The organism is Halomonas sp. C10-5 (assembly GCF_057169305.1).
The window spans coordinates 1,283,718-1,301,377 of record NZ_CP175665.1; the positions used below are offsets into that span (position 1 = coordinate 1,283,718).

Genomic DNA, 17,660 nt, shown 5'->3' on the forward strand with positions numbered 1-17,660 from the left:
GGATGGGCTGTCAGCGTCGGCAGCCCATCCTCATGCAAAAGTCGCTATGTACCAGTCGCAGGGCGGTCTCGGTGAGGCGGCCGAAGTGCTTGGCGACAAGGGATTCGTTCAGCGTGTAGACCTTGCCAGTGCGAACCCAGCTCGGTTTGGGCAGTTGACCTTGCTGCATGTGTGACGGGTCGAGAGCGACGGCTTGGGTATGCTGCTGGCGGGAAGTGATGGCAAGGCACGGGAAGTCGCCTCTCTCGTCAGGCGCGCCCAACAGCACCACGGGCCGTCGTTTATGACTGGTAAGGTCCGTGTAGGGAAACGGGATCAGGACGATATCGCCTTGCTCAAGCGTCATTCCATATCTCGTCTTCGGTGCTGTCCCAGTCGTTCGCGAGGCTGGTCTGCTGAGCCGCCATGAAGTTCTTCTGCTGCTCATTCTCCAGACGCTCGCGCAGGAAGTGCGCGAAGTCGAGGACCTCCTGCTGGCGGTCTTGAGGAAGGAGTCGTAGCTCTTCGATGATCTTCTCGGCAGTATCCATTTGGCATCTCTCCCCAGGCGTCGCAGACACTTTTTTAGTATATCACCTAGTGCGCGGGCCACTTTCCTAGAGCCACGCATCCATCAGCACTATTCCTGCCACTACCAGCGCGGAGAGGGCGGCGGCGTAGCCCAGGTTGTGGCGCATCATGCGCGTGCCGCTGATGCCGTAGCGCCCCTGCAGCGACAGGTTGATGCCGGAGAGTGGCCCCACCGAGGTGCCTACCGCCCAGGCGGCCAGGGCGATGAAGGCGAACAGCGTCTGGCGGTCGCCCGAAAGCTCCAGCATCGAGGCCAGTACCGAGACGCCGATAATCGGATGCAACCCGGCCACGGCGCTGGCCACGATGGCCAGGAAGCTGGCGACGGCCTGGGGGGCCGCGAAGTGCTCGAACAGCTGCCAGTCGCTGCCGGTGGCGGCCGTGATGAAGGCCGAAAGCCCCTGGGTGAGTAGCCCCGCACAGAGGAACAGCGAGATCTCGCCGCGCATCGCCGGCAGTCGCTCAAGGGTATGGCCACGCACCCGCTGCAGGGTCCAGCGCGGGCCACGGGGCAGGTTGCTGGCCAGCGCCACGCCGGGCAGCAGGAAGGTGATGATGCTGACGATGGAGAGCCAAGGTGTCAGGCCGTAGTGGAACAGCATCACCAGGCTGGCCATGGCCACCGGCATCAGCAGGCTCCTGGGCGACAGCGAGTAGCCTGCCACTGTATCCAGGTCAAAGCGGCGTGACAGGTCGAGCAGCGACAGGGTGCCGGCGGCCAGGCCCAGGGGCAGGCCGAAGGCGAGGATGGTGGCATAGTTCATCTGCGGTGCCAGGGTCATCACCACCCCCATGGAGGCGAAGAAGGGCGACCACAGCGCGGCGCTGGAGAGGCCGCGATTGAGGGCCAAGAGCTGCGGCAGGGAGAGCTCGCCATGGCGACGCAGGCGGTCGCCGACCATGAACACCGTGGAGAGGTTGAGGATCGCGCCGAGCATATGCACCCCGAGCCAGGTGCTGACGGTCCCGCGTCGGCCGGTCAGCGCGCTGCCGGGGGGCGGCGCATGCCCCTGGCGGGTGCCGATCAGCCCGATGAAGCTCACTCCGACCAGCATGGCCACCACGTAGCTGTTGCCATCCAGCAGATGTACCCAGGCAATCTCGGCTTCGTGGAACAGCGCCGCGGCAAGCAGCAGTGTAACCCCCAGTCCTGCCAGGATGGTCGCCTGGCGACGATTGCCGCGCTTCAAGTCGGGCCACAGCAGGCCCACCGCCAGCCAGAAGGCGACGCTGACCGCCGGGAGCGCCACGGGCAGCCCGGCAAGGCGCATGATCTGCAGCACCAGGCCGGCCAGGATCAGGCCGCCGGCGAGAGAATGACGCAGCGGCGTCGGAAGGGAAGCGGAGTGGGGCACGTCGAGAGGCTCCTGGCGGTCAAGTGAGCAGTCTAACCAATTCCGCGGGACCAGGTTCGCGCGTCGGGTTCACGTGCCGCCTCGAGCTGCTCGAGCATGGCCCGGGTCGCGTTGGAGAGCGTCCTGTTGCGGTGCACCAGATAGCCCAGCGGCCGGTAGATCGGCGGCTGCTCGACCTCGAGCTCATGCAGCTCGTCCGCCACCAGTCGCTCGGGCAGCAGGCTCCAGCCCAGGCCGATGGCGGTCATCATTTTCAGGGTCTCCAGGTAGTTGGTGGAGAGCGCCACCGGCAGGTGCAGGCCGGCGGCTTCGAAACGCGCCTCGATCAGGCCCCGGGTGAAGGTCAGCGGTCCGGGGAGCACGGCGTCGAAGTCGCACAGCTCGTCGAGTCCCAGCCGGGCTCGGCGTGCCAGCGGGTGGTCGTGGGCACACACGAAGCAGAGGCGGTCGATCCACACCGGCACCACCTCGAGCTGGGCGTGCGGATGCGGCGCCAGGGTCACCACCGCGATCTCCAGCGAGCCATCCAGCACCCCCTGGTAGGCCTCCTCGGAGTCGAGGAAGTGCAGGTCGAGGCGCACGTCGGGATGGGCCCGGGTGTAGGCCTTGAGCAGCGGCGGCAGGCGGTGCAGGCCGATATGGTGGCTGGTGGCCAGGGTCAGGCTGCCGCCCACCGCGCCGGCGAGGTTGCCCAGCGCCCGGCGGCTGTCGTTCACCATCATCAGGATCTCGCGGGCACGGGGCAGCAGCACACGTCCGGCCTCGGTGAGGGTGACGCGCCGGCCGATGCGGTCGAACAGCCGGGCGTCGACCTGGCCCTCGAGCACGGCGATGCGCTTGCTCACTGCCGGCTGGGTGAGGTGCAGCTGCTCGGCGGCACGCGAGAAGCTGCCGCTCTCCGCCACGGCGAGGAAGGCCTGCAGGCTCTGGGTATCCACGGCGCCTCCGTTATGGATTCCATATGGGAATGCATAACATAAATAACATGAATTGATTTTATGGACGAGGGGCGGGAGACTTGGGCCAAGCGGCCAAGCGGCCAAGCGGCCAAGCGGCCAAGCGGCCAAGCGGCCAAGCGGCCAAGCGGCCAAGCGGCCAAGCGGCCAAGCGGCCAAGCGGTCAGGGCATGAGTGACAAGTAAAAAGTGGCAAGTGGTGATTTGCCACTTGTTACTTTCGACTTTCTACTTGACCCCATGCAAGCCACCTTTCGTGGCCTCCGCTTGCTAGACCCATCCAGCATGATGACAAACCGGACACGCACAGGGCCGAAGGCCCGGGAGAACGATATGGCAGGCCAGACACTCTACGACAAGCTGTGGTCGCAGCATCTCGTCAAGGAGCGCGACGACGGCACCGCGTTGATCTACATCGACCGCCAGCTGCTCCACGAGGTAACCTCGCCCCAGGCCTTCGAGGGCCTGCGCCTGGCGGGTCGCAAGCCGTGGCGGATCGATGCCAACCTGGCGACGCCGGACCATAACGTGCCGACCACCCTCAAGGAGCGTGCCGAGGGCAATGCCGGCATCAAGGATCCGGTGTCGCTGATCCAGGTGCAGACCCTGGACGACAACTGTGGCGAGTTCGGCATCGAGGAGTTCAAGATCAACGACCCGCGCCAGGGCATCGTCCACGTGGTGGGGCCGGAGCAGGGCGCGACCCTGCCGGGCATGACCGTGGTCTGCGGTGACTCCCATACCGCCACCCATGGCGCCTTCGGGGCCCTGGCCCACGGTATTGGCACCTCCGAAGTCGAGCACGTGCTGGCCACCCAGTGCCTGCTGGCCCAGAAGATGAAGAACATGCAGGTGCGCGTCGAGGGCCAGCTTGGCACCGGCGTCACGGCCAAGGACGTGGTGCTTGCCATCATCGGCCGCATCGGCACCGCCGGCGGCACCGGCTACGCCATCGAGTTTGCCGGCAGCGCCATCCAGGGCCTCTCCATGGAGGGCCGCATGACGGTGTGCAACATGGCCATCGAGGCCGGCGCCCGGGTCGGCCTGATCGCCGTGGACGACACCACCATCGACTACCTGCGCGACCGACACTACGCCCCCAGGGGCGAGCAGTGGGAGGCCGCCGTGGCCGACTGGCGCGGCCTGGTCTCGGATACCGACGCCGAATTCGACAAGGTGGTGGTGCTGGATGCCGCCGAGATCGAACCGCAGGTCAGCTGGGGCACCAGCCCCGAGATGGTGACCGGCGTTTCCGGTGAGGTCCCCGACCCCGCCGAGCAGGATGACGACACCGTGCGCAACGGCTATACCCGTGCGCTCCAGTACATGGGGCTCTCGCCTCGTCAGAAGATCACCGACATCCGCCTTGACAAGGTGTTCATCGGCTCCTGCACCAACTCGCGCATCGAGGATCTGCGCGAGGCGGCCAAGGTAGCACGAGGCAAGAAGGTCGCCGACTCCATCAAGCTGGCCATGGTGGTGCCGGGCTCCGGCCTGGTGAAGCGCCAGGCCGAGGCCGAGGGGCTCGACAAGGTGTTCATCGAGGCGGGCTTCGAGTGGCGCGAGCCGGGCTGCTCCATGTGCCTGGCCATGAATGCCGACAAGCTGGGGGCCGGCGAGCACTGCGCCTCCACCTCCAACCGCAACTTCGAGGGGCGCCAGGGCTATGGCGGTCGCACTCACCTGGTCAGCCCGGCCATGGCTGCCGCCGCCGCTATCGCCGGTCATTTCGTGGATGTGAGGCAGCTTGCCGCCAACGACGACGCCCAGGCGCAGGAGGCCTGAATCATGAAGAAGTTCGAACGTAGCGAAGGTCTCGTCGCCCCTCTCGACCGGGCCAATGTCGACACCGACCTGATCATTCCCAAGCAGTTCCTCAAATCGATCAAGCGCACCGGCTTCGGCGTCAACCTGTTCGATGAGCTGCGCTATCTGGACGAAGGCTACCCGGGCCAGGACTGCTCGAATCGGCCGATCAACCCCGACTTCGTGCTCAACCAGCCGCGCTACCAGGGTGCCAGCGTGCTGCTGGCGCGGCGCAACTTCGGCTGCGGCAGCTCCCGCGAGCACGCCCCCTGGGCGCTGGAGGACTTCGGCTTCCGGGTGGTGATCGCGCCGAGCTTCGCCGATATCTTCTACAACAACGCCTTCAAGAACGGCCTGCTGCTGGTGACCCTGCCCGAGGAGACGGTAGAGCGCCTGTTCCAGGAAGTCGCGGCCAACGAGGGCTACGCCCTGGATGTGGACCTGGAGAATCAGCGCATTACCACGCCCTCCGGCGAGGTCATCGAGTTCGAGGTGGACCCGTTCCGCAAGCACTGTCTGCTCGAGGGACTCGACGACATCGGCATCACCCTGCAGGACGAGGACGCCATCCGTACCTTCGAGGCGAAGCATCGTGCCGCTCGGCCCTGGCTGTTCCGCGACAGCGCCCAGGCCTGATGACATAGATCTGGCTGCCCTTGCCATGTCGAGGGGCGCCGGGGACAAGCCAAAGAGGAGGTCCTACGCCAGGGATGGCGTCGGTAGCGTACAGGGAGGTATTCACAGCGCCTCCTCAAAGGCTTGTCGCCGGGAAAGCCCCGACTGGTGGGGCGGCAATACAAGGAAGCAAAGATGACACAGAAGATTCTGGTACTGCCGGGCGACGGCATCGGTCCCGAGATCACCGCCCAGGCCAGCCGCATCCTGGCCGCCTGCCAGGCCCGTGGCCTGGACGTGGAGGTCGAGGAGGGGCTGCTGGGTGGCGCCGCCTACGACGTGCACGGTGAGCCGCTGCCCGCCGAGACCCTCGAGAAGGCCAAGGCCGCCCGTGCCATCCTGTTGGGTGCCGTGGGTGGTCCCAAGTGGGACAGGATCGAGGATCTCGCCAAGCGGCCGGAGAAGGGGCTGCTCGGCGTGCGCAAGCAGCTGGGCCTGTTCGGCAATCTGCGCCCGGCCATCACCTACCCGCAACTGGCCGAGGCCTCCAGCCTCAAGCGTGAGCTGGTCGCCGGCCTCGATATCATGATCGTGCGCGAGCTCACCGGCGGCATCTACTTCGGCCAGCCCCGCGGCATCGAGGAGCGTGACGGCGAGCGCGTCGGCTTCAACACCTACGTCTACTCCGAAAGCGAGATCGAACGCATCGGTCGCGTCGCCTTCGAGATGGCCCGGAAGCGCAACAAGAAGCTGTGCAGCGTGGACAAGGCCAACGTGCTCGAGGTCACCATCCTGTGGCGCGAGGTAATGGAGCGGCTGGCGCCGGAGTACCCCGACGTCGAGCTCTCCCACATGTACGTCGACAACGCTGCCATGCAGCTGGTACGCGCCCCCAAGCAGTTCGACGTGGTGGTCACCGGCAACATGTTCGGTGACATCCTCTCCGACGCTGCCGCCATGCTCACCGGCTCCATCGGCATGCTGCCCTCCGCCTCACTCAACGAGAGCGGGCAGGGCATGTACGAGCCCTGCCACGGCAGCGCCCCGGACATCGCCGGCCAGGGTATCGCCAACCCTCTGGCCACCATCCTCTCGGTGGCGATGATGCTGCGCTACTCCCTGGACGAGCCGGCACTGGCGGAGCGCATCGAGGCGGCCGTGGGCAAGGTGCTGGACGACGGCCTGAGAACCGCCGATATTGCCTCCGAGGGCACGCGCACCGTCTCCACCAGCGAGATGGGAGATGCGGTGCTGGCCGCCTTCGAGGCTCTGTAAGGGCCTTCGGCCAGGCTCAAGCTACAAGGAGCAAGCTTCAAGGAACCCCTTGGCTTGCTCCTTTGCTGTTGAAGCCATAATGCATTGCAGCTTGCAGCTTGCAGCTTGCAGCTTGCAGCTTGGCTGCTCGGCGCTCGGCGCTCGGCGCTCGGTTCTGTATAATGAGCAGCACATTCGATTTCTGGAGGACTTCACATGTTGAAAGTCGGTTTCGTCGGTTGGCGCGGCATGGTGGGCTCGGTACTCATGCAGCGCATGGTGGAGGATGGAGACTTCAAGGGCATCGAGCCGGTCTTCTTCACCACCTCCCAGGTCGGTCAGGCTGGCCCGGATGTGGGAGTGGACGTGCCAGCACTCAAGGACGCCTTCGACCTTGACGCGCTAAAGGCGCTCGACGTGATCGTCACCTGCCAGGGCGGCGACTATACCAAGAAGGTCTACGCCGACCTGCGCCAGGCTGGCTGGAAGGGCTACTGGATCGATGCCGCCAGCACCCTGCGCATGGAAGACGACGCCACCATCGTGCTCGACCCGGTCAACCGCCATGTGATCGATGCCCAGCTGGCCCGTGGCGCCAGGACCTTTGTCGGTGGCAACTGCACCGTCAGCCTGATGCTGATGGGCCTGGGCGGACTGTTCGAGGCGGACCTGATCGAGTGGATGACCTCCATGACCTACCAGGCGGCCTCCGGCTCCGGCGCCAAGCATATGCGCGAGCTGCTCAACCAGATGGGTGGCCTGCGTGACAGCGTGGCCGACGAGCTGGCCGATCCAGCCAGCGCCATCCTCGATATCGACCGCAAGGTCACCGCGGCGATGCGTTCGGGCGACTTCCCCACCGACAACTTCGGCGCGCCGCTGGCTGGCAGCCTGCTGCCGTGGATCGACACCAAGCTCGACAACGGCCAGAGCCGCGAGGAGTGGAAGGGCTCCGTGGAGACCAACAAGATCCTCGGCCTCCAGGACAATCCGATTCCGATCGATGGCCTCTGCGTACGGATCGGTGCCATGCGCTCCCACAGCCAGGCCTTCACCATCAAGCTCAAGAAGGATGTGCCCCTGGACGAGATCGAGGATCGTCTGGCCAAGCACAACGATTGGGTCAAGGTGGTGCCGAACGACAAGGAGGCGACCATCCGCGACCTGACGCCCTCCGCTGTGACCGGTACCCTCGGCGTCCCAGTGGGTCGCCTGCGCAAGCTGGCCATTGGTGGCGAGTACCTCTCCGCCTTTAGCGTCGGCGACCAGCTCCTCTGGGGTGCCGCCGAGCCGCTCAAGCGCATGATCGCGATCCTGAAGCAACAGTAATCGCGCCGCTGTGCCAGCGGCCGTTCGACAACGGGGCGTCTCCTTGGGGAGACGCCCCGTTGTCTGTTCGTGAGCGATGCGTGTGTCGCGTCAAGCATCAATGGCTTACGTTGAAGGGCAGTGGGCTCGAGATGACGTTCATGGGCGCAGAGGTAGCAGATTTATGATACATAGGCCGTAAGAAATATATGACATAACGGCCTCGCTTCGGCTGACGTGACGCGTCAGGCTCGCCGACGTCTGCAAGGGAATCTCATGAAACGCAAGCTGACACTCGCCATGCTGCTCTCGCTCTCCGCCACCAGTCCCATGGCGCTGGCCCTGGGGCTCGGAGAGGCGGAGGTGAGTTCCACCCTCAATGCGCCGCTGCGTGCCTCGGTTCCCCTGGTCGACGCCGCTGGTATCCAGCCTGGCCTGCTCAATGTCACGGTGGCCGGCGAGCGGGCCTATGCCGCGGCCGGGCTGGCCCGCACTCCGCTTGCCGCCAGCGTGAGGGTGGCAGTGGAACGTCGCCAGGGGCGGCTGTTCGTCGATCTCACCACCGAGCGACCGGTGCGCGAGCCCTGGCTCGACCTGCTGTTGCGTTTCGACTGGCCCTCCGGCCAGCAGGTGCGCGAAGTGACACTGCTTCTCGATCCCCCCAACTATGACGAGATGCCGGCGCTGGTGACCGGCAACCGGCGCGTCGTGGCTTCACCCACGACGACCTCTCCCGCGTCGGCGCAGGCGGATCGGCAGCCGTCCCCCTTGGCTGCTGCGCCGTCGCCCCGTCCGTCCGCCACCACCAACCGGGATCCCGCCTGGGTACGCAGCGGCGACACCCTCTGGGGAGTGGCCGGCCGCCTGAGGCCGGACAGCGGCATCAGCATGAACCAGATGATGGTGGCGCTGGTGGCGGCCAATCCCGAGGCGTTTCCCTCGGGCAATGTCAACACCATGCGTGCCGGCGTCACGCTGGCGGTTCCCGATCGCGCGACCATCGCCGCGCGTTCCGAGGCGGACGCCGATCGCATCGTCAGCGCCATGAACCAGGCCTGGGCCAATCGCGGCAGTGGTGCACCGGCTCGTGTGCCGTTGGATGGCTCGGAGGCTGCGCCGGCGAGTGCGGTGGCCAGCGCATCGCAAACATCCCCGGAGACCCAGGCATCCTCTCCCGATGAGGCAGAGGCAGTGGCGTCCAGTGAGGACGCCACTGACGAGGAAGCCGCTGTCGAAGAAGCGACGGGCGATGAAGCTGCCCAGGGCGAACCCCAGGCAGCCGATGAGGCCCCCGCGCCCCGATTGACCCTGCTGACCGATGCCCAGTTGGCGGCGGAGCAGGTGCTGGCCGCCGATGCCGAGAGTGTCGATGGCGATAGCCCCGTTGAAGGCGAGGCGACTGATCAGGGTGAGGGCGACAGCGAGGTGGTGGCGCGTGTCGAGATCGACCCTGAGTTGCTCGAGGCGCTCTACGGCGATGGTGGCCTCAGCGAGGACCAGCGCCTGTTGCGCCTGGAAAACCGCTGGCAGCAGAGCCAGGCCCAGCTGGAGGCGGTGCAGGAGGAGCGCGACGAGCTGCAGCAGGAGCTCGGTGACATGCGTGACGAGCTGGCGGCGCTGCGTGACCAGCTGGCCGCCCTGACGGCCGGTGGCAGTGGCGCTGACGCTCCCGGCGGCGGTGGACTCGATGCCACCGCCGGCGAGGATCAGCAGGCCCGCTGGTGGGGCAGTCTCTACCCGGGCGATCTGGATCGTAATCTGATGCTGGGGGGCGCCGGCCTGGCCGCGCTTCTCGCGCTTTGGCTGGCGGTGCGTCGGCGGCGTGGCAGGGAGGAGGGCGCCTCGCCTGAGGATGGTGGAGTGCGCGTCGCCATTCCGGGGGCAGCCTCGCCGGTACGCCCACCCACCTCGACCGCTGATGACGGCCCGCCTGCCGCCGACGCCTCGCCTGACAATACCTCGGTGCGTGCCAGCCTGCCCCAGGCGGAGGCCATCAACGAGGCCGACATCTTTATCGCCTACGGTCGCTACGACCAGGCACGCGAACTGCTTGAAGCGAACCTGGCCCGCGAGCCCGAGCGGGACGACCTGCGCCTGAAGCTGTTGGGCGTCCACCTGGAGCAGGGCAGTCGCGAGGCCGCCGAGCGCGAGCTGGCCAACCTGCGCGAGGGGGGCAACCCGGCGGTGATCGAGGAAGCCGATGGGCTGATGGCACGCCACGGCCTCTCCACCGAGCTGCCGGGGCGCGTCGCCCCCGAACCGCGCGGTGAGCGTGCCGACTTCGGCGAAGCGGCGGCCTTCCCGCCGAGACGCTTCGACCAGCCGGCCGACGACGATACGGACGAGCCGGAAGCGCAGGCAGGAGCCGAGTCGCGAGCTGCGCGCCAGGGCGATCACGAGCCATCGGCGCCGGCCACCGAGTCGTCGCCTTACCGCCGCCCGGAGGTCGCCGATGATATTGGCGGGAAGCCTGATCACGACCCCGAGGCCGAGCCAGTGCCCCAGCATGAACAGGATCTGGCGCAGGAATCCAGCGATGAGACGGAGCCCGACCGCAAGCCAGCAGCGGAGTCCGAGGCGGAGCCGGAAGAGGTCTCGCCGTTGCCCGAGGTGGCCACCCGGAAGCTCGATGACGGCCGCGAGGTGATCGACTATCGGCCGCCCACCCTCGACGCCTCCGCGCCCGCCCGAGAGGAGACGCCCATGCAGCCCAGCGTCGAGTTTACGCCCGGTAACCTGGGCATGGCCGAGAAGGGGGCCGGCTTCGACGAGGGAGAGAGTTTGTCGCGCGGCGATGCCGACAAGGCGTCCGAGCGGCCTCTCGGTAGTGACTGGGAGGTCGAGGAGGTTTCCTTCCCGCCCCTTCATGCGGATAATGAGAGGCTTTCCGTCAGCGCTGCCGAGCGCCTGGCCGAGACCCGTCGGCTGGTCGAGGCCGGCGAAGCCGGCCAGGCCCGTGAACTGCTCGATGAGTTGAGTCGCAGCGACGATCCGGCGATTCGCGACGAGGCCCTGGCGCTGCTCAGACGACTGGATGCCTGATCACCGAATGACCCTCTTTCAACGCCTCGATGAACGCACCCCCATGACCGGACGCCTGGCCATGGGGGTCGAGTATGACGGCAGTGCCTATTGTGGCTGGCAGTTCCTCAAGCATGCCCCCTCCGTGCAGGCCTCCCTCGAGGAGGCCCTGGCCAGAGTGGCCAGCACCCCGATACGCATTCACGCCAGCGGGCGCACCGACTCCGGTGTCCACGCCACCCGCCAGATCATCCACTTCGATGCCCCGGTGCCGCGCTCCCAGAAGGCCTGGGTGTTCGGCACCAATGCCAACCTGCCGCGCGACATCGCCGTGCGCTGGGTCACCGAGGTGCCCGATGACTTTCACTCGCGTTTCAAGGCCCTGGCACGCCGCTATCGTTACGTGCTGCTCAACCAGCCGAGTCGACCGGTGCTGGAGCGCGCCAACGTGACCTGGTGCCGCGCCCCCCTGGACGCCGATGCCATGCACCGCGCCGCCCAGGCGCTGGTGGGCGAGCATGACTTCTCCAGCTTCCGTGCCGCCGGCTGCCAGTCGAAGACTCCCTGGCGCCACCTGCACTTCATCGAGGTGCATCGTCACGGCCCGCTGGTGGTGGTCGACGTCCAGGGCAATGCTTTCCTGCATCACATGATCCGCAATATCGTCGGCGCCCTGGTCACCGTGGGGCGCGGCGAGCGTGGCGACGACTATCTGGCCGAACTGATGGCCCTCAAGGATCGCACCCTGGCCGACGTGACCGCCCCGGCCTGCGGCCTGCACTTCGTCGACTCCCTCTACGACGAACAGTGGGGGCTGCCTCGCGAGCCGCTGGGGCCCAACCTGCTGGCCTTTTTGGGGGAGTGGACCGGTGAGCGAGCCTTGCCGGACTGCCCCATGGTCGAGTTCCGTCGCGGGCGACCGCTGGCCGCCGGCCAGGAGGTCACATGAGCGGACGCACTCGCGTGAAGTTCTGCGGCCTGACCCGTGCCGAGGACGTGGATGCCGCGGTGGCCGCGGGTGTCGACGCCCTGGGCTTCGTGCTCTGGCCCGGCAGCAAGCGTGCCATTGATGAGCAACGGCTCGAGGAGCTCGCCGCCCGGGTGCCGGCCTTCGTCACTCGGGTGGGGCTGTTTGTCGACGCCGACCCCGCGTGGATCGACCGCTGTGCGCCCCATCTCGACCTGCTGCAATTCCACGGCAACGAGTCGCCGGCCGAGTGTGCCCGATTCGAGCGTGCCTGGATCAAGGCGCTGCGGATGCGCGACGACCTCGATCTTGGGACGGCCGCGGAGGAGTATGCCGGGGCACGGGGGCTGCTGCTCGATGCCTATCGCCCCGGCGTGCCGGGGGGCACCGGGGAGACCTTCGACTGGTCGCGGATCCCCGCAAACCTGGCAAAACCTGTTATTCTCGCTGGAGGATTGAGCGCGGCCAATGCGGCCGAGGCCATCGCGTCGGTGGCACCCTTCGCGCTTGATGTCTCGGGTGGCATCGAGGCCGCGCCGGGCACCAAGGATGCCTCGCGCATGGCCGCCTTCATGGCGGCGGTGCGCGACGGCGACCGGCGCCGTCCCTGAGTGCCGCGTGCCCGACCTCCGGCCTATCAAGCCCCTGTAACCCCCAAGCCCAATGGCGACCTGTGAGGTGTCTTTCGTGAGCAAGTTCAGTGACCTGACCCGACTGCCGGATGCCCGCGGCCACTTTGGCCCCTATGGCGGCCGGTTCGTCTCGGAGACCCTGAGCTTCGCCCTGGACGAGCTGGAGAAGACCTACCTGAGTCTTCGTGATGATCCGGCCTTCCAGGCGGAATTCGACTATGACCTGGCCCACTATGTGGGTCGGCCTTCTCCGCTCTACCATGCCGAGCGGTGGTCGAAGCGGCTCGGTGGCGCGCAGATCTGGCTCAAGCGCGAGGACCTCAACCACACCGGCGCCCACAAGGTGAACAACACCATCGGCCAGGCGCTGCTCGCCAAGAAGAGCGGCAAGCCGCGGGTGATCGCCGAGACCGGCGCCGGCCAGCACGGCGTCGCCACCGCCACCGTGGCGGCGCGGCTGGGCCTGGAGTGCGAGGTTTATATGGGCGCCGAGGACATCCAGCGTCAGAAGCTCAACGTCTATCGCATGCGCCTGCTGGGAGCCAACGTGATCTCGGTGGAGTCCGGTACCCGCACCCTCAAGGACGCCATGAACGAGGCGCTGCGCGACTGGGTCACCAACGTCGACAACACCTTCTACATCATCGGTACCGTGGCCGGCCCGCACCCCTATCCGATGCTGGTTCGCGACTTCAATGCCGTGGTGGGTCGCGAGGCGCGCCGCCAGTCCTTCGAGGAGTTCGGCAGGCTGCCCGATGCGCTGGTCGCCTGCGTGGGCGGCGGCTCCAACGCCATGGGGCTGTTCTACCCCTTCGTCGAGGATGACGAGGTAGTGATGTACGGCGTCGAGGCCGGCGGCGACGGCGTCGAGACCGGTCGCCACGCGGCGCCGCTCTCCTCCGGTGCGCCGCGCGGTGTGCTGCACGGCAATCGCACCTACCTGATGTCCGACGAGGGCGGCCAGGTCTCCGACACCCACTCGGTGTCGGCCGGTCTCGACTACCCGGGCGTGGGTCCGGAGCATGCGCTCTGGAAGGATGTCGGCCGCGTCAACTACGTGGCCGCCAACGACACCGAGGTGCTCGAGGCATTCCGCGAGCTGACCCGCGTCGAGGGCATCATGCCGGCCCTGGAATCCGCCCATGCCCTGGCCTATGCCAAGGTGCTGGCACCCACCATGCGCCCCGACCAGAACATCGTCGTCAACCTCTCCGGTCGCGGCGACAAGGACATCATGACCGTCGCCAAGATCGACGGGATCGAATTCTAGATGACGGGCCAGACCATGAATCGTATCGACCAACGCTTCGCCGAACTCAAGTCCCAGGGACGCCGTGCACTGATTCCCTATATCACCGCCGGCGACCCGTCGCCCGAGTACACCGTGGGATTCATGCACGCTCTGGTGGAGGCGGGGGCCGACGTCATCGAGCTGGGGGTGCCGTTCTCCGACCCCATGGCCGACGGCCCGGTGATCCAGAAGGCGTGTGAGCGGGCCCTGAAGCACGGTGTGCGGCTCTCCCACCTGTTCGAGATGGTGCGCGAGTTCCGCCAGACCGACACCAGCACCCCGGTGGTGCTGATGGGCTACCTCAACCCCATGGAGCGCATCGGCCTTGCTGCCTTCGCCGAGCAGGCCGCGGCGGCCGGTGTGGACGGCGTGCTGGCGGTGGACATGCCTCCCGAGGAGGCCGAGGAACTCGGGCCGCTGCTCAAGTCCCACGGGCTCGCCTCGATCTTCCTCGTCGCGCCTACCACTTCCGAAGAGCGGGCCGCTACAATATGTGCCCATGGCGAGGGCTATCTCTATTACGTCTCGCTCAAGGGCGTCACCGGCTCCGCCATCCTCAATGCGGTGGACGTGGCCGAGCACCTGGCGCCGCTGCGGCGCATGACCGATCTGCCGCTGTGCGTGGGCTTCGGCATCCGCGACGGCGCCTCCGCCGCCGAGGTGGGCAAGGTGGCCGACGGGGTCATCGTCGGCTCGGCGCTGGTCAGCCGTATTGCCGCCAATGCCGACACGCCCGAGGCGATTCCCGCCGAGCTCAAGGCGGTATTGGGTGAGATGCGTCAGGCCCTGGACGCCCTGGGCGCTTGAGCCTCGTCACACGAATCGATCCATGCATCCGGGCCCTTCCCGGGTGCCGACACGAACACGGACCCTTTCTGACATGAGCTGGCTAGACAAGATCGTGCCCTCCATCGGGCGTATCCAGCGCCACGACCGCCGCGCAAGCGTACCCGACGGCCTGTGGCGCAAGTGTCCCAAGTGCGAGGCGGTGCTCTACCTGCCCGAACTCGAGAAGCAGCACAACGTCTGCCCCAAGTGCGATCACCACCTGCGCTTGACCGCCCGCAAGCGCCTCGACTGGTTCCTCGACAAGGAGGGCCGCGAGGAGATCGCCGCCGAGGTCGAGCCCGTCGACCGCCTCAAGTTCCGTGACTCGAAGAAGTACAAGGACCGCCTGGCGGCGGCCCAGAAGGAGACCGGTGAGAAGGACGCGCTGATCGCCATGCGCGGCACCCTGGATGGCCTGCCGGTGGTCACGGTGGCCTTCGAGTTCTCCTTCATGGGTGGCTCCATGGGCGCGGTGGTGGGCGAGAAGTTCGTGCGCGCCGCCACCGTGGCCCTGGAGGAGGGCATTCCGCTGATCTGCTTCTCCGCCTCCGGCGGGGCGCGCATGCAGGAGGCGCTGTTCTCGCTGATGCAGATGGCCAAGACCTCGGCGGCGCTGGAGAAGCTGAAGCAGGCCGGCGTGCCCTATATCTCGGTGCTGACCGATCCCGTCTTCGGCGGGGTCTCGGCGTCGCTGGCCATGCTTGGAGATCTCAACGTGGCCGAGCCCAACGCCCTGATCGGCTTCGCTGGCCCGCGCGTCATCGAGCAGACGGTGCGCGAGAAGCTCCCCGAGGGCTTCCAGCGCAGCGAATTCCTGCTCGAGCACGGCACCGTGGATATGATCGTCCATCGCCGCGATATCCGTCACCGCCTGGGGCGCGTGCTGCGCAAGCTCACTCACCAGCCCGCCATCGGTGAACCCGAAGCGCCGGCACCGGATCTCGTCGATGCGGCCGAGCAGGCACAGGCTCCCGCAACATCCGAGCCCGAAGTCGACGCTCCCGCGGCCGAGGTGTCGAATACCGGCAGCGAGGGCGAGGCATCACCGGGTGAGGTGTCATCGGGGGATGATGCGTCCGGTGAAGAGCGGCGCTGACGCCTCCATGAGCGAGGCGCTGCCCACCACCCTGGACGCCTGGCTGGTCCGTCTCGAGGCCGCCCATCCCGTGGGGATCGACCTCGGCCTCGAGCGTGTGGCCGAGGTCGCCCGGCGCATGGGACTGCTCACCGACCGTTTGGCCGGGCGGGTCATCACCGTTGCCGGCACCAACGGCAAGGGCTCCACGGTGGCCCTGCTGGAGGCCCTGGCCCGCGCTCATGGCCTGACCACGGCGACCTACACCTCTCCCCACCTGATCCGCTACAACGAGCGGCTGCGCCTCGATGGCGCCGAGGCCGACGACGCCACCCTGATCGCCGGCTTCGAGGCGGTGGAGAGGGCGCGCCTGGCCGGCGATCCGGTAAGCCTGACCTACTTCGAGGTGGGCACCCTGGGGGCGCTGTGGGCGATCTCGCAGCGACCTCCCGACCTCGCCATCCTCGAGGTGGGGCTCGGAGGCCGGCTCGATGCGGTGAACGTGATCGATCCCGACGTGGCGGTGGTGACCACCGTGGCCCAGGACCACGCCGCCTTCCTGGGGACCGACCTCGAGCAGATCGGTCGCGAGAAGGCCGGCATCCTGCGCCCCGGACGCCCCGCGGTGCTGGGCAGCACCACGTTGCCTGCCAGCGTGCGGGAGGTCGCCGACGAGCTGGGTGCCCCCGTCTACGCCCTGGGCGAGGCCTACGCCTGGGATCCCACCCTGCCCGACCCCGGCCTGCCCCTGGATAATGCCGCGACGGCGCTCCAGGCCTTGAGCCTGGCCGGAGTGTCGCTGGAGGCCGAGGCGTGCCGGCGGGCACTCTCCGAGGTGCGCTTGCCGGGGCGCATGCAGTGGTGGGGCCAGTGGTGCCTGGACGTCGGCCACAACCCCCACGCGGCCGGCTATCTGGCCGACCGGTTGCGGGCCACCCCCGGCTGCGGGCGTACCCTGGCGCTGCTGGCCATGCTCGGCGACAAGGACGCTCCCGGCGTGATCGCCGCCCTGGCGCCGGTCGTTGATGGCTGGGTAACGGCGAGCCTGACAGGTGAGCGGGCGCGCAGCGCCGATGAGCTGGCCGAACACCTCGAGGAACAGGGCGAGCGCGTCCTGCATCGCGCCGCCTCGCCCGGCGAGGCAGCGGCCTGGCTGGCCAGCCGGCTGGAAGCCGAGGACCGGGTACTGGTGTGTGGTTCCTTCTTCACGGTGGGTGAGGTGCTGCAATGGCTGGCGAGTCACGCCTCGCCGGGTCAGACTGATACGGACGAGAGCTCCAGGGAGGTAGCCCCGTGAAGTACGGTATGCGAGAGCGTCTCAGCGGCGCGGTGATCCTGATCGCCCTGGCGGTGATCTTCGTGCCCATGCTGTTCGATGAGCCGGCACCCCGGGACGATCGCCCCGAGCCGGTACTGAGTATCGACACCCCCATCGAGGTCGAGCGCCACGATGTTCCCGAGCCGGTGCCGCCGGCCAGCCTGGCGGAGTCGGACCCGTCCGACGAGATTCCCGAGCCCGATACCGGGCTCATGTCTGACGGCGGGGCAAACCCTGCCCAGCTGGCCACGTCGGATGAGGCCGGGGTGGGCGAGGGGGAGTTGGCCGAGGAGCCACCCGTCGAGGAAACGGCCTCCGCCGAGCCTGCCGTCGACCCCATCGCCGAGCTGGCGCGGGCCGCCGACCAGCGCCTGGCCGGAAGCGCCTCCGCATCCGACCAGGCCGACGCCGAGGCGGTGGAGAGTGCCGTGTCAGGGGGCGAGTGGGCCGTTCAGGTGGGCAGCTTCGGGCAGCAGGCCAACGTCGAGCGGTTGCTGAATCAGCTGCGTGACGAGGGCTTCAGCGCCTACAGCCGTCCGCGTGGCAACGACCTCACCACCGTCTACGTGGGCCCCTTCGCCAGCTCCGAGGCCGGCGAGCGGGCGGTCGGCGAGGTCAAGGCTCGCGTCAACCTGCAGGGACTGCTGGTGCGGGTGAGGGAGTGA

Annotated in this window: 16 protein-coding genes; 12 read left to right on the forward strand and 4 right to left on the reverse strand. The window is 67.5% G+C overall.

What is annotated here, in order from left to right:
- Window positions 1–10: 10 nt before the first annotated feature.
- The 4 genes from ACJ7IV_RS06020 to ACJ7IV_RS06035 form a co-directional block, all read right to left on the reverse strand.
- Window positions 11–346, reverse strand: coding sequence for a type II toxin-antitoxin system PemK/MazF family toxin (locus ACJ7IV_RS06020; protein ID WP_483866208.1), 336 nt, complete (start codon window positions 344–346; stop codon window positions 11–13).
- Window positions 336–530, reverse strand: a complete 195-nt coding sequence (locus ACJ7IV_RS06025) for a hypothetical protein (RefSeq protein WP_483866209.1) — start codon at window positions 528–530, stop codon at window positions 336–338. The genes ACJ7IV_RS06020 and ACJ7IV_RS06025 overlap by 11 nt, the downstream gene beginning before the upstream one ends.
- 66 nt (window positions 531–596) lie before the next feature.
- Complete coding sequence (locus ACJ7IV_RS06030; RefSeq protein WP_483866550.1) at window positions 597–1,841, reverse strand: hypothetical protein; 1,245 nt, start codon at window positions 1,839–1,841, stop codon at window positions 597–599.
- 116 nt (window positions 1,842–1,957) lie between these two features.
- A complete protein-coding gene (locus ACJ7IV_RS06035; RefSeq protein WP_483866210.1) occupies window positions 1,958–2,863 on the reverse strand; it encodes a LysR family transcriptional regulator in 906 nt (301 codons plus the stop codon).
- A gap of 350 nt (window positions 2,864–3,213) precedes the next feature.
- Between ACJ7IV_RS06035 and leuC the strand changes: the two genes are divergently transcribed.
- The 12 genes from leuC to ACJ7IV_RS06095 all read left to right on the forward strand — a co-directional run bounded on the left by leuC (window position 3,214) and on the right by ACJ7IV_RS06095 (window position 17,660).
- On the forward strand, window positions 3,214–4,665 hold the full coding sequence (gene leuC / locus ACJ7IV_RS06040) for a 3-isopropylmalate dehydratase large subunit (protein WP_483866211.1): 1,452 nt from the start codon (window positions 3,214–3,216) through the stop codon (window positions 4,663–4,665).
- Between the two features lie 3 nt (window positions 4,666–4,668).
- Window positions 4,669–5,322, forward strand: coding sequence for a 3-isopropylmalate dehydratase small subunit (gene leuD / locus ACJ7IV_RS06045; protein WP_483866212.1), 654 nt, complete (start codon window positions 4,669–4,671; stop codon window positions 5,320–5,322).
- 174 nt (window positions 5,323–5,496) lie between these two features.
- The gene (gene leuB, locus ACJ7IV_RS06050) at window positions 5,497–6,576 is read left to right on the forward strand and encodes a 3-isopropylmalate dehydrogenase (RefSeq protein WP_161432801.1); all 1,080 of its coding nucleotides are present in this window, start codon (window positions 5,497–5,499) and stop codon (window positions 6,574–6,576) included.
- Between the two features lie 195 nt (window positions 6,577–6,771).
- Entirely contained in the window at window positions 6,772–7,884 is a 1,113-nt protein-coding gene (gene asd / locus ACJ7IV_RS06055) for an aspartate-semialdehyde dehydrogenase (protein WP_483866213.1), read from the forward strand.
- A 255-nt stretch (window positions 7,885–8,139) separates the two neighbouring features.
- Window positions 8,140–10,905, forward strand: coding sequence for a FimV/HubP family polar landmark protein (locus ACJ7IV_RS06060; protein ID WP_483866214.1), 2,766 nt, complete (start codon window positions 8,140–8,142; stop codon window positions 10,903–10,905).
- A gap of 7 nt (window positions 10,906–10,912) precedes the next feature.
- Complete coding sequence (gene truA, locus ACJ7IV_RS06065; protein WP_483866215.1) at window positions 10,913–11,833, forward strand: tRNA pseudouridine(38-40) synthase TruA; 921 nt, start codon at window positions 10,913–10,915, stop codon at window positions 11,831–11,833.
- Window positions 11,830–12,462 (forward strand): phosphoribosylanthranilate isomerase, encoded by a 633-nt coding sequence (locus ACJ7IV_RS06070; protein ID WP_483866216.1) that lies wholly within the window; start codon window positions 11,830–11,832, stop codon window positions 12,460–12,462. The genes truA and ACJ7IV_RS06070 overlap by 4 nt, the downstream gene beginning before the upstream one ends.
- 52 nt (window positions 12,463–12,514) lie before the next feature.
- The gene (gene trpB / locus ACJ7IV_RS06075) at window positions 12,515–13,753 is read left to right on the forward strand and encodes a tryptophan synthase subunit beta (RefSeq protein ID WP_483866217.1); all 1,239 of its coding nucleotides are present in this window, start codon (window positions 12,515–12,517) and stop codon (window positions 13,751–13,753) included.
- 15 nt (window positions 13,754–13,768) lie between these two features.
- A complete protein-coding gene (gene trpA, locus ACJ7IV_RS06080; RefSeq protein ID WP_483866218.1) occupies window positions 13,769–14,581 on the forward strand; it encodes a tryptophan synthase subunit alpha in 813 nt (270 codons plus the stop codon).
- A 73-nt stretch (window positions 14,582–14,654) separates the two neighbouring features.
- The gene (gene accD, locus ACJ7IV_RS06085; protein WP_483866219.1) at window positions 14,655–15,698 is read left to right on the forward strand and encodes an acetyl-CoA carboxylase, carboxyltransferase subunit beta; all 1,044 of its coding nucleotides are present in this window, start codon (window positions 14,655–14,657) and stop codon (window positions 15,696–15,698) included.
- Window positions 15,670–16,974 carry a bifunctional tetrahydrofolate synthase/dihydrofolate synthase gene (gene folC / locus ACJ7IV_RS06090; RefSeq protein ID WP_483866220.1) on the forward strand — a complete coding sequence of 435 codons (1,305 nt, stop codon included), beginning with the start codon at window positions 15,670–15,672 and terminating at the stop codon, window positions 16,972–16,974. Before accD ends, folC begins: the two co-directional genes overlap by 29 nt.
- Window positions 16,971–17,660 (forward strand): SPOR domain-containing protein, encoded by a 690-nt coding sequence (locus ACJ7IV_RS06095; protein ID WP_483866221.1) that lies wholly within the window; start codon window positions 16,971–16,973, stop codon window positions 17,658–17,660. Before folC ends, ACJ7IV_RS06095 begins: the two co-directional genes overlap by 4 nt.

Bases quoted from the DNA above. Each gene is read 5' to 3' on its own strand.
- ACJ7IV_RS06020 (WP_483866208.1), bottom strand. From the start codon at position 346: ATGACGCTTGAGCAAGGCGATATCGTCCTGATCCCGTTTCCCTACACG.
- ACJ7IV_RS06025 (WP_483866209.1), bottom strand. From the start codon at position 530: ATGGATACTGCCGAGAAGATCATCGAAGAGCTACGACTCCTTCCTCAA.
- ACJ7IV_RS06030 (WP_483866550.1), bottom strand. From the start codon at position 1,841: ATGCGCCTTGCCGGGCTGCCCGTGGCGCTCCCGGCGGTCAGCGTCGCC.
- leuC (WP_483866211.1), top strand. From the start codon at position 3,214: ATGGCAGGCCAGACACTCTACGACAAGCTGTGGTCGCAGCATCTCGTC.
- leuD (WP_483866212.1), top strand. From the start codon at position 4,669: ATGAAGAAGTTCGAACGTAGCGAAGGTCTCGTCGCCCCTCTCGACCGG.
- leuB (WP_161432801.1), top strand. From the start codon at position 5,497: ATGACACAGAAGATTCTGGTACTGCCGGGCGACGGCATCGGTCCCGAG.
- asd (WP_483866213.1), top strand. From the start codon at position 6,772: ATGTTGAAAGTCGGTTTCGTCGGTTGGCGCGGCATGGTGGGCTCGGTA.
- ACJ7IV_RS06060 (WP_483866214.1), top strand. From the start codon at position 8,140: ATGAAACGCAAGCTGACACTCGCCATGCTGCTCTCGCTCTCCGCCACC.
- truA (WP_483866215.1), top strand. From the start codon at position 10,913: ATGACCCTCTTTCAACGCCTCGATGAACGCACCCCCATGACCGGACGC.
- ACJ7IV_RS06070 (WP_483866216.1), top strand. From the start codon at position 11,830: ATGAGCGGACGCACTCGCGTGAAGTTCTGCGGCCTGACCCGTGCCGAG.
- trpB (WP_483866217.1), top strand. From the start codon at position 12,515: ATGGCGACCTGTGAGGTGTCTTTCGTGAGCAAGTTCAGTGACCTGACC.
- trpA (WP_483866218.1), top strand. From the start codon at position 13,769: ATGAATCGTATCGACCAACGCTTCGCCGAACTCAAGTCCCAGGGACGC.
- accD (WP_483866219.1), top strand. From the start codon at position 14,655: ATGAGCTGGCTAGACAAGATCGTGCCCTCCATCGGGCGTATCCAGCGC.
- folC (WP_483866220.1), top strand. From the start codon at position 15,670: ATGATGCGTCCGGTGAAGAGCGGCGCTGACGCCTCCATGAGCGAGGCG.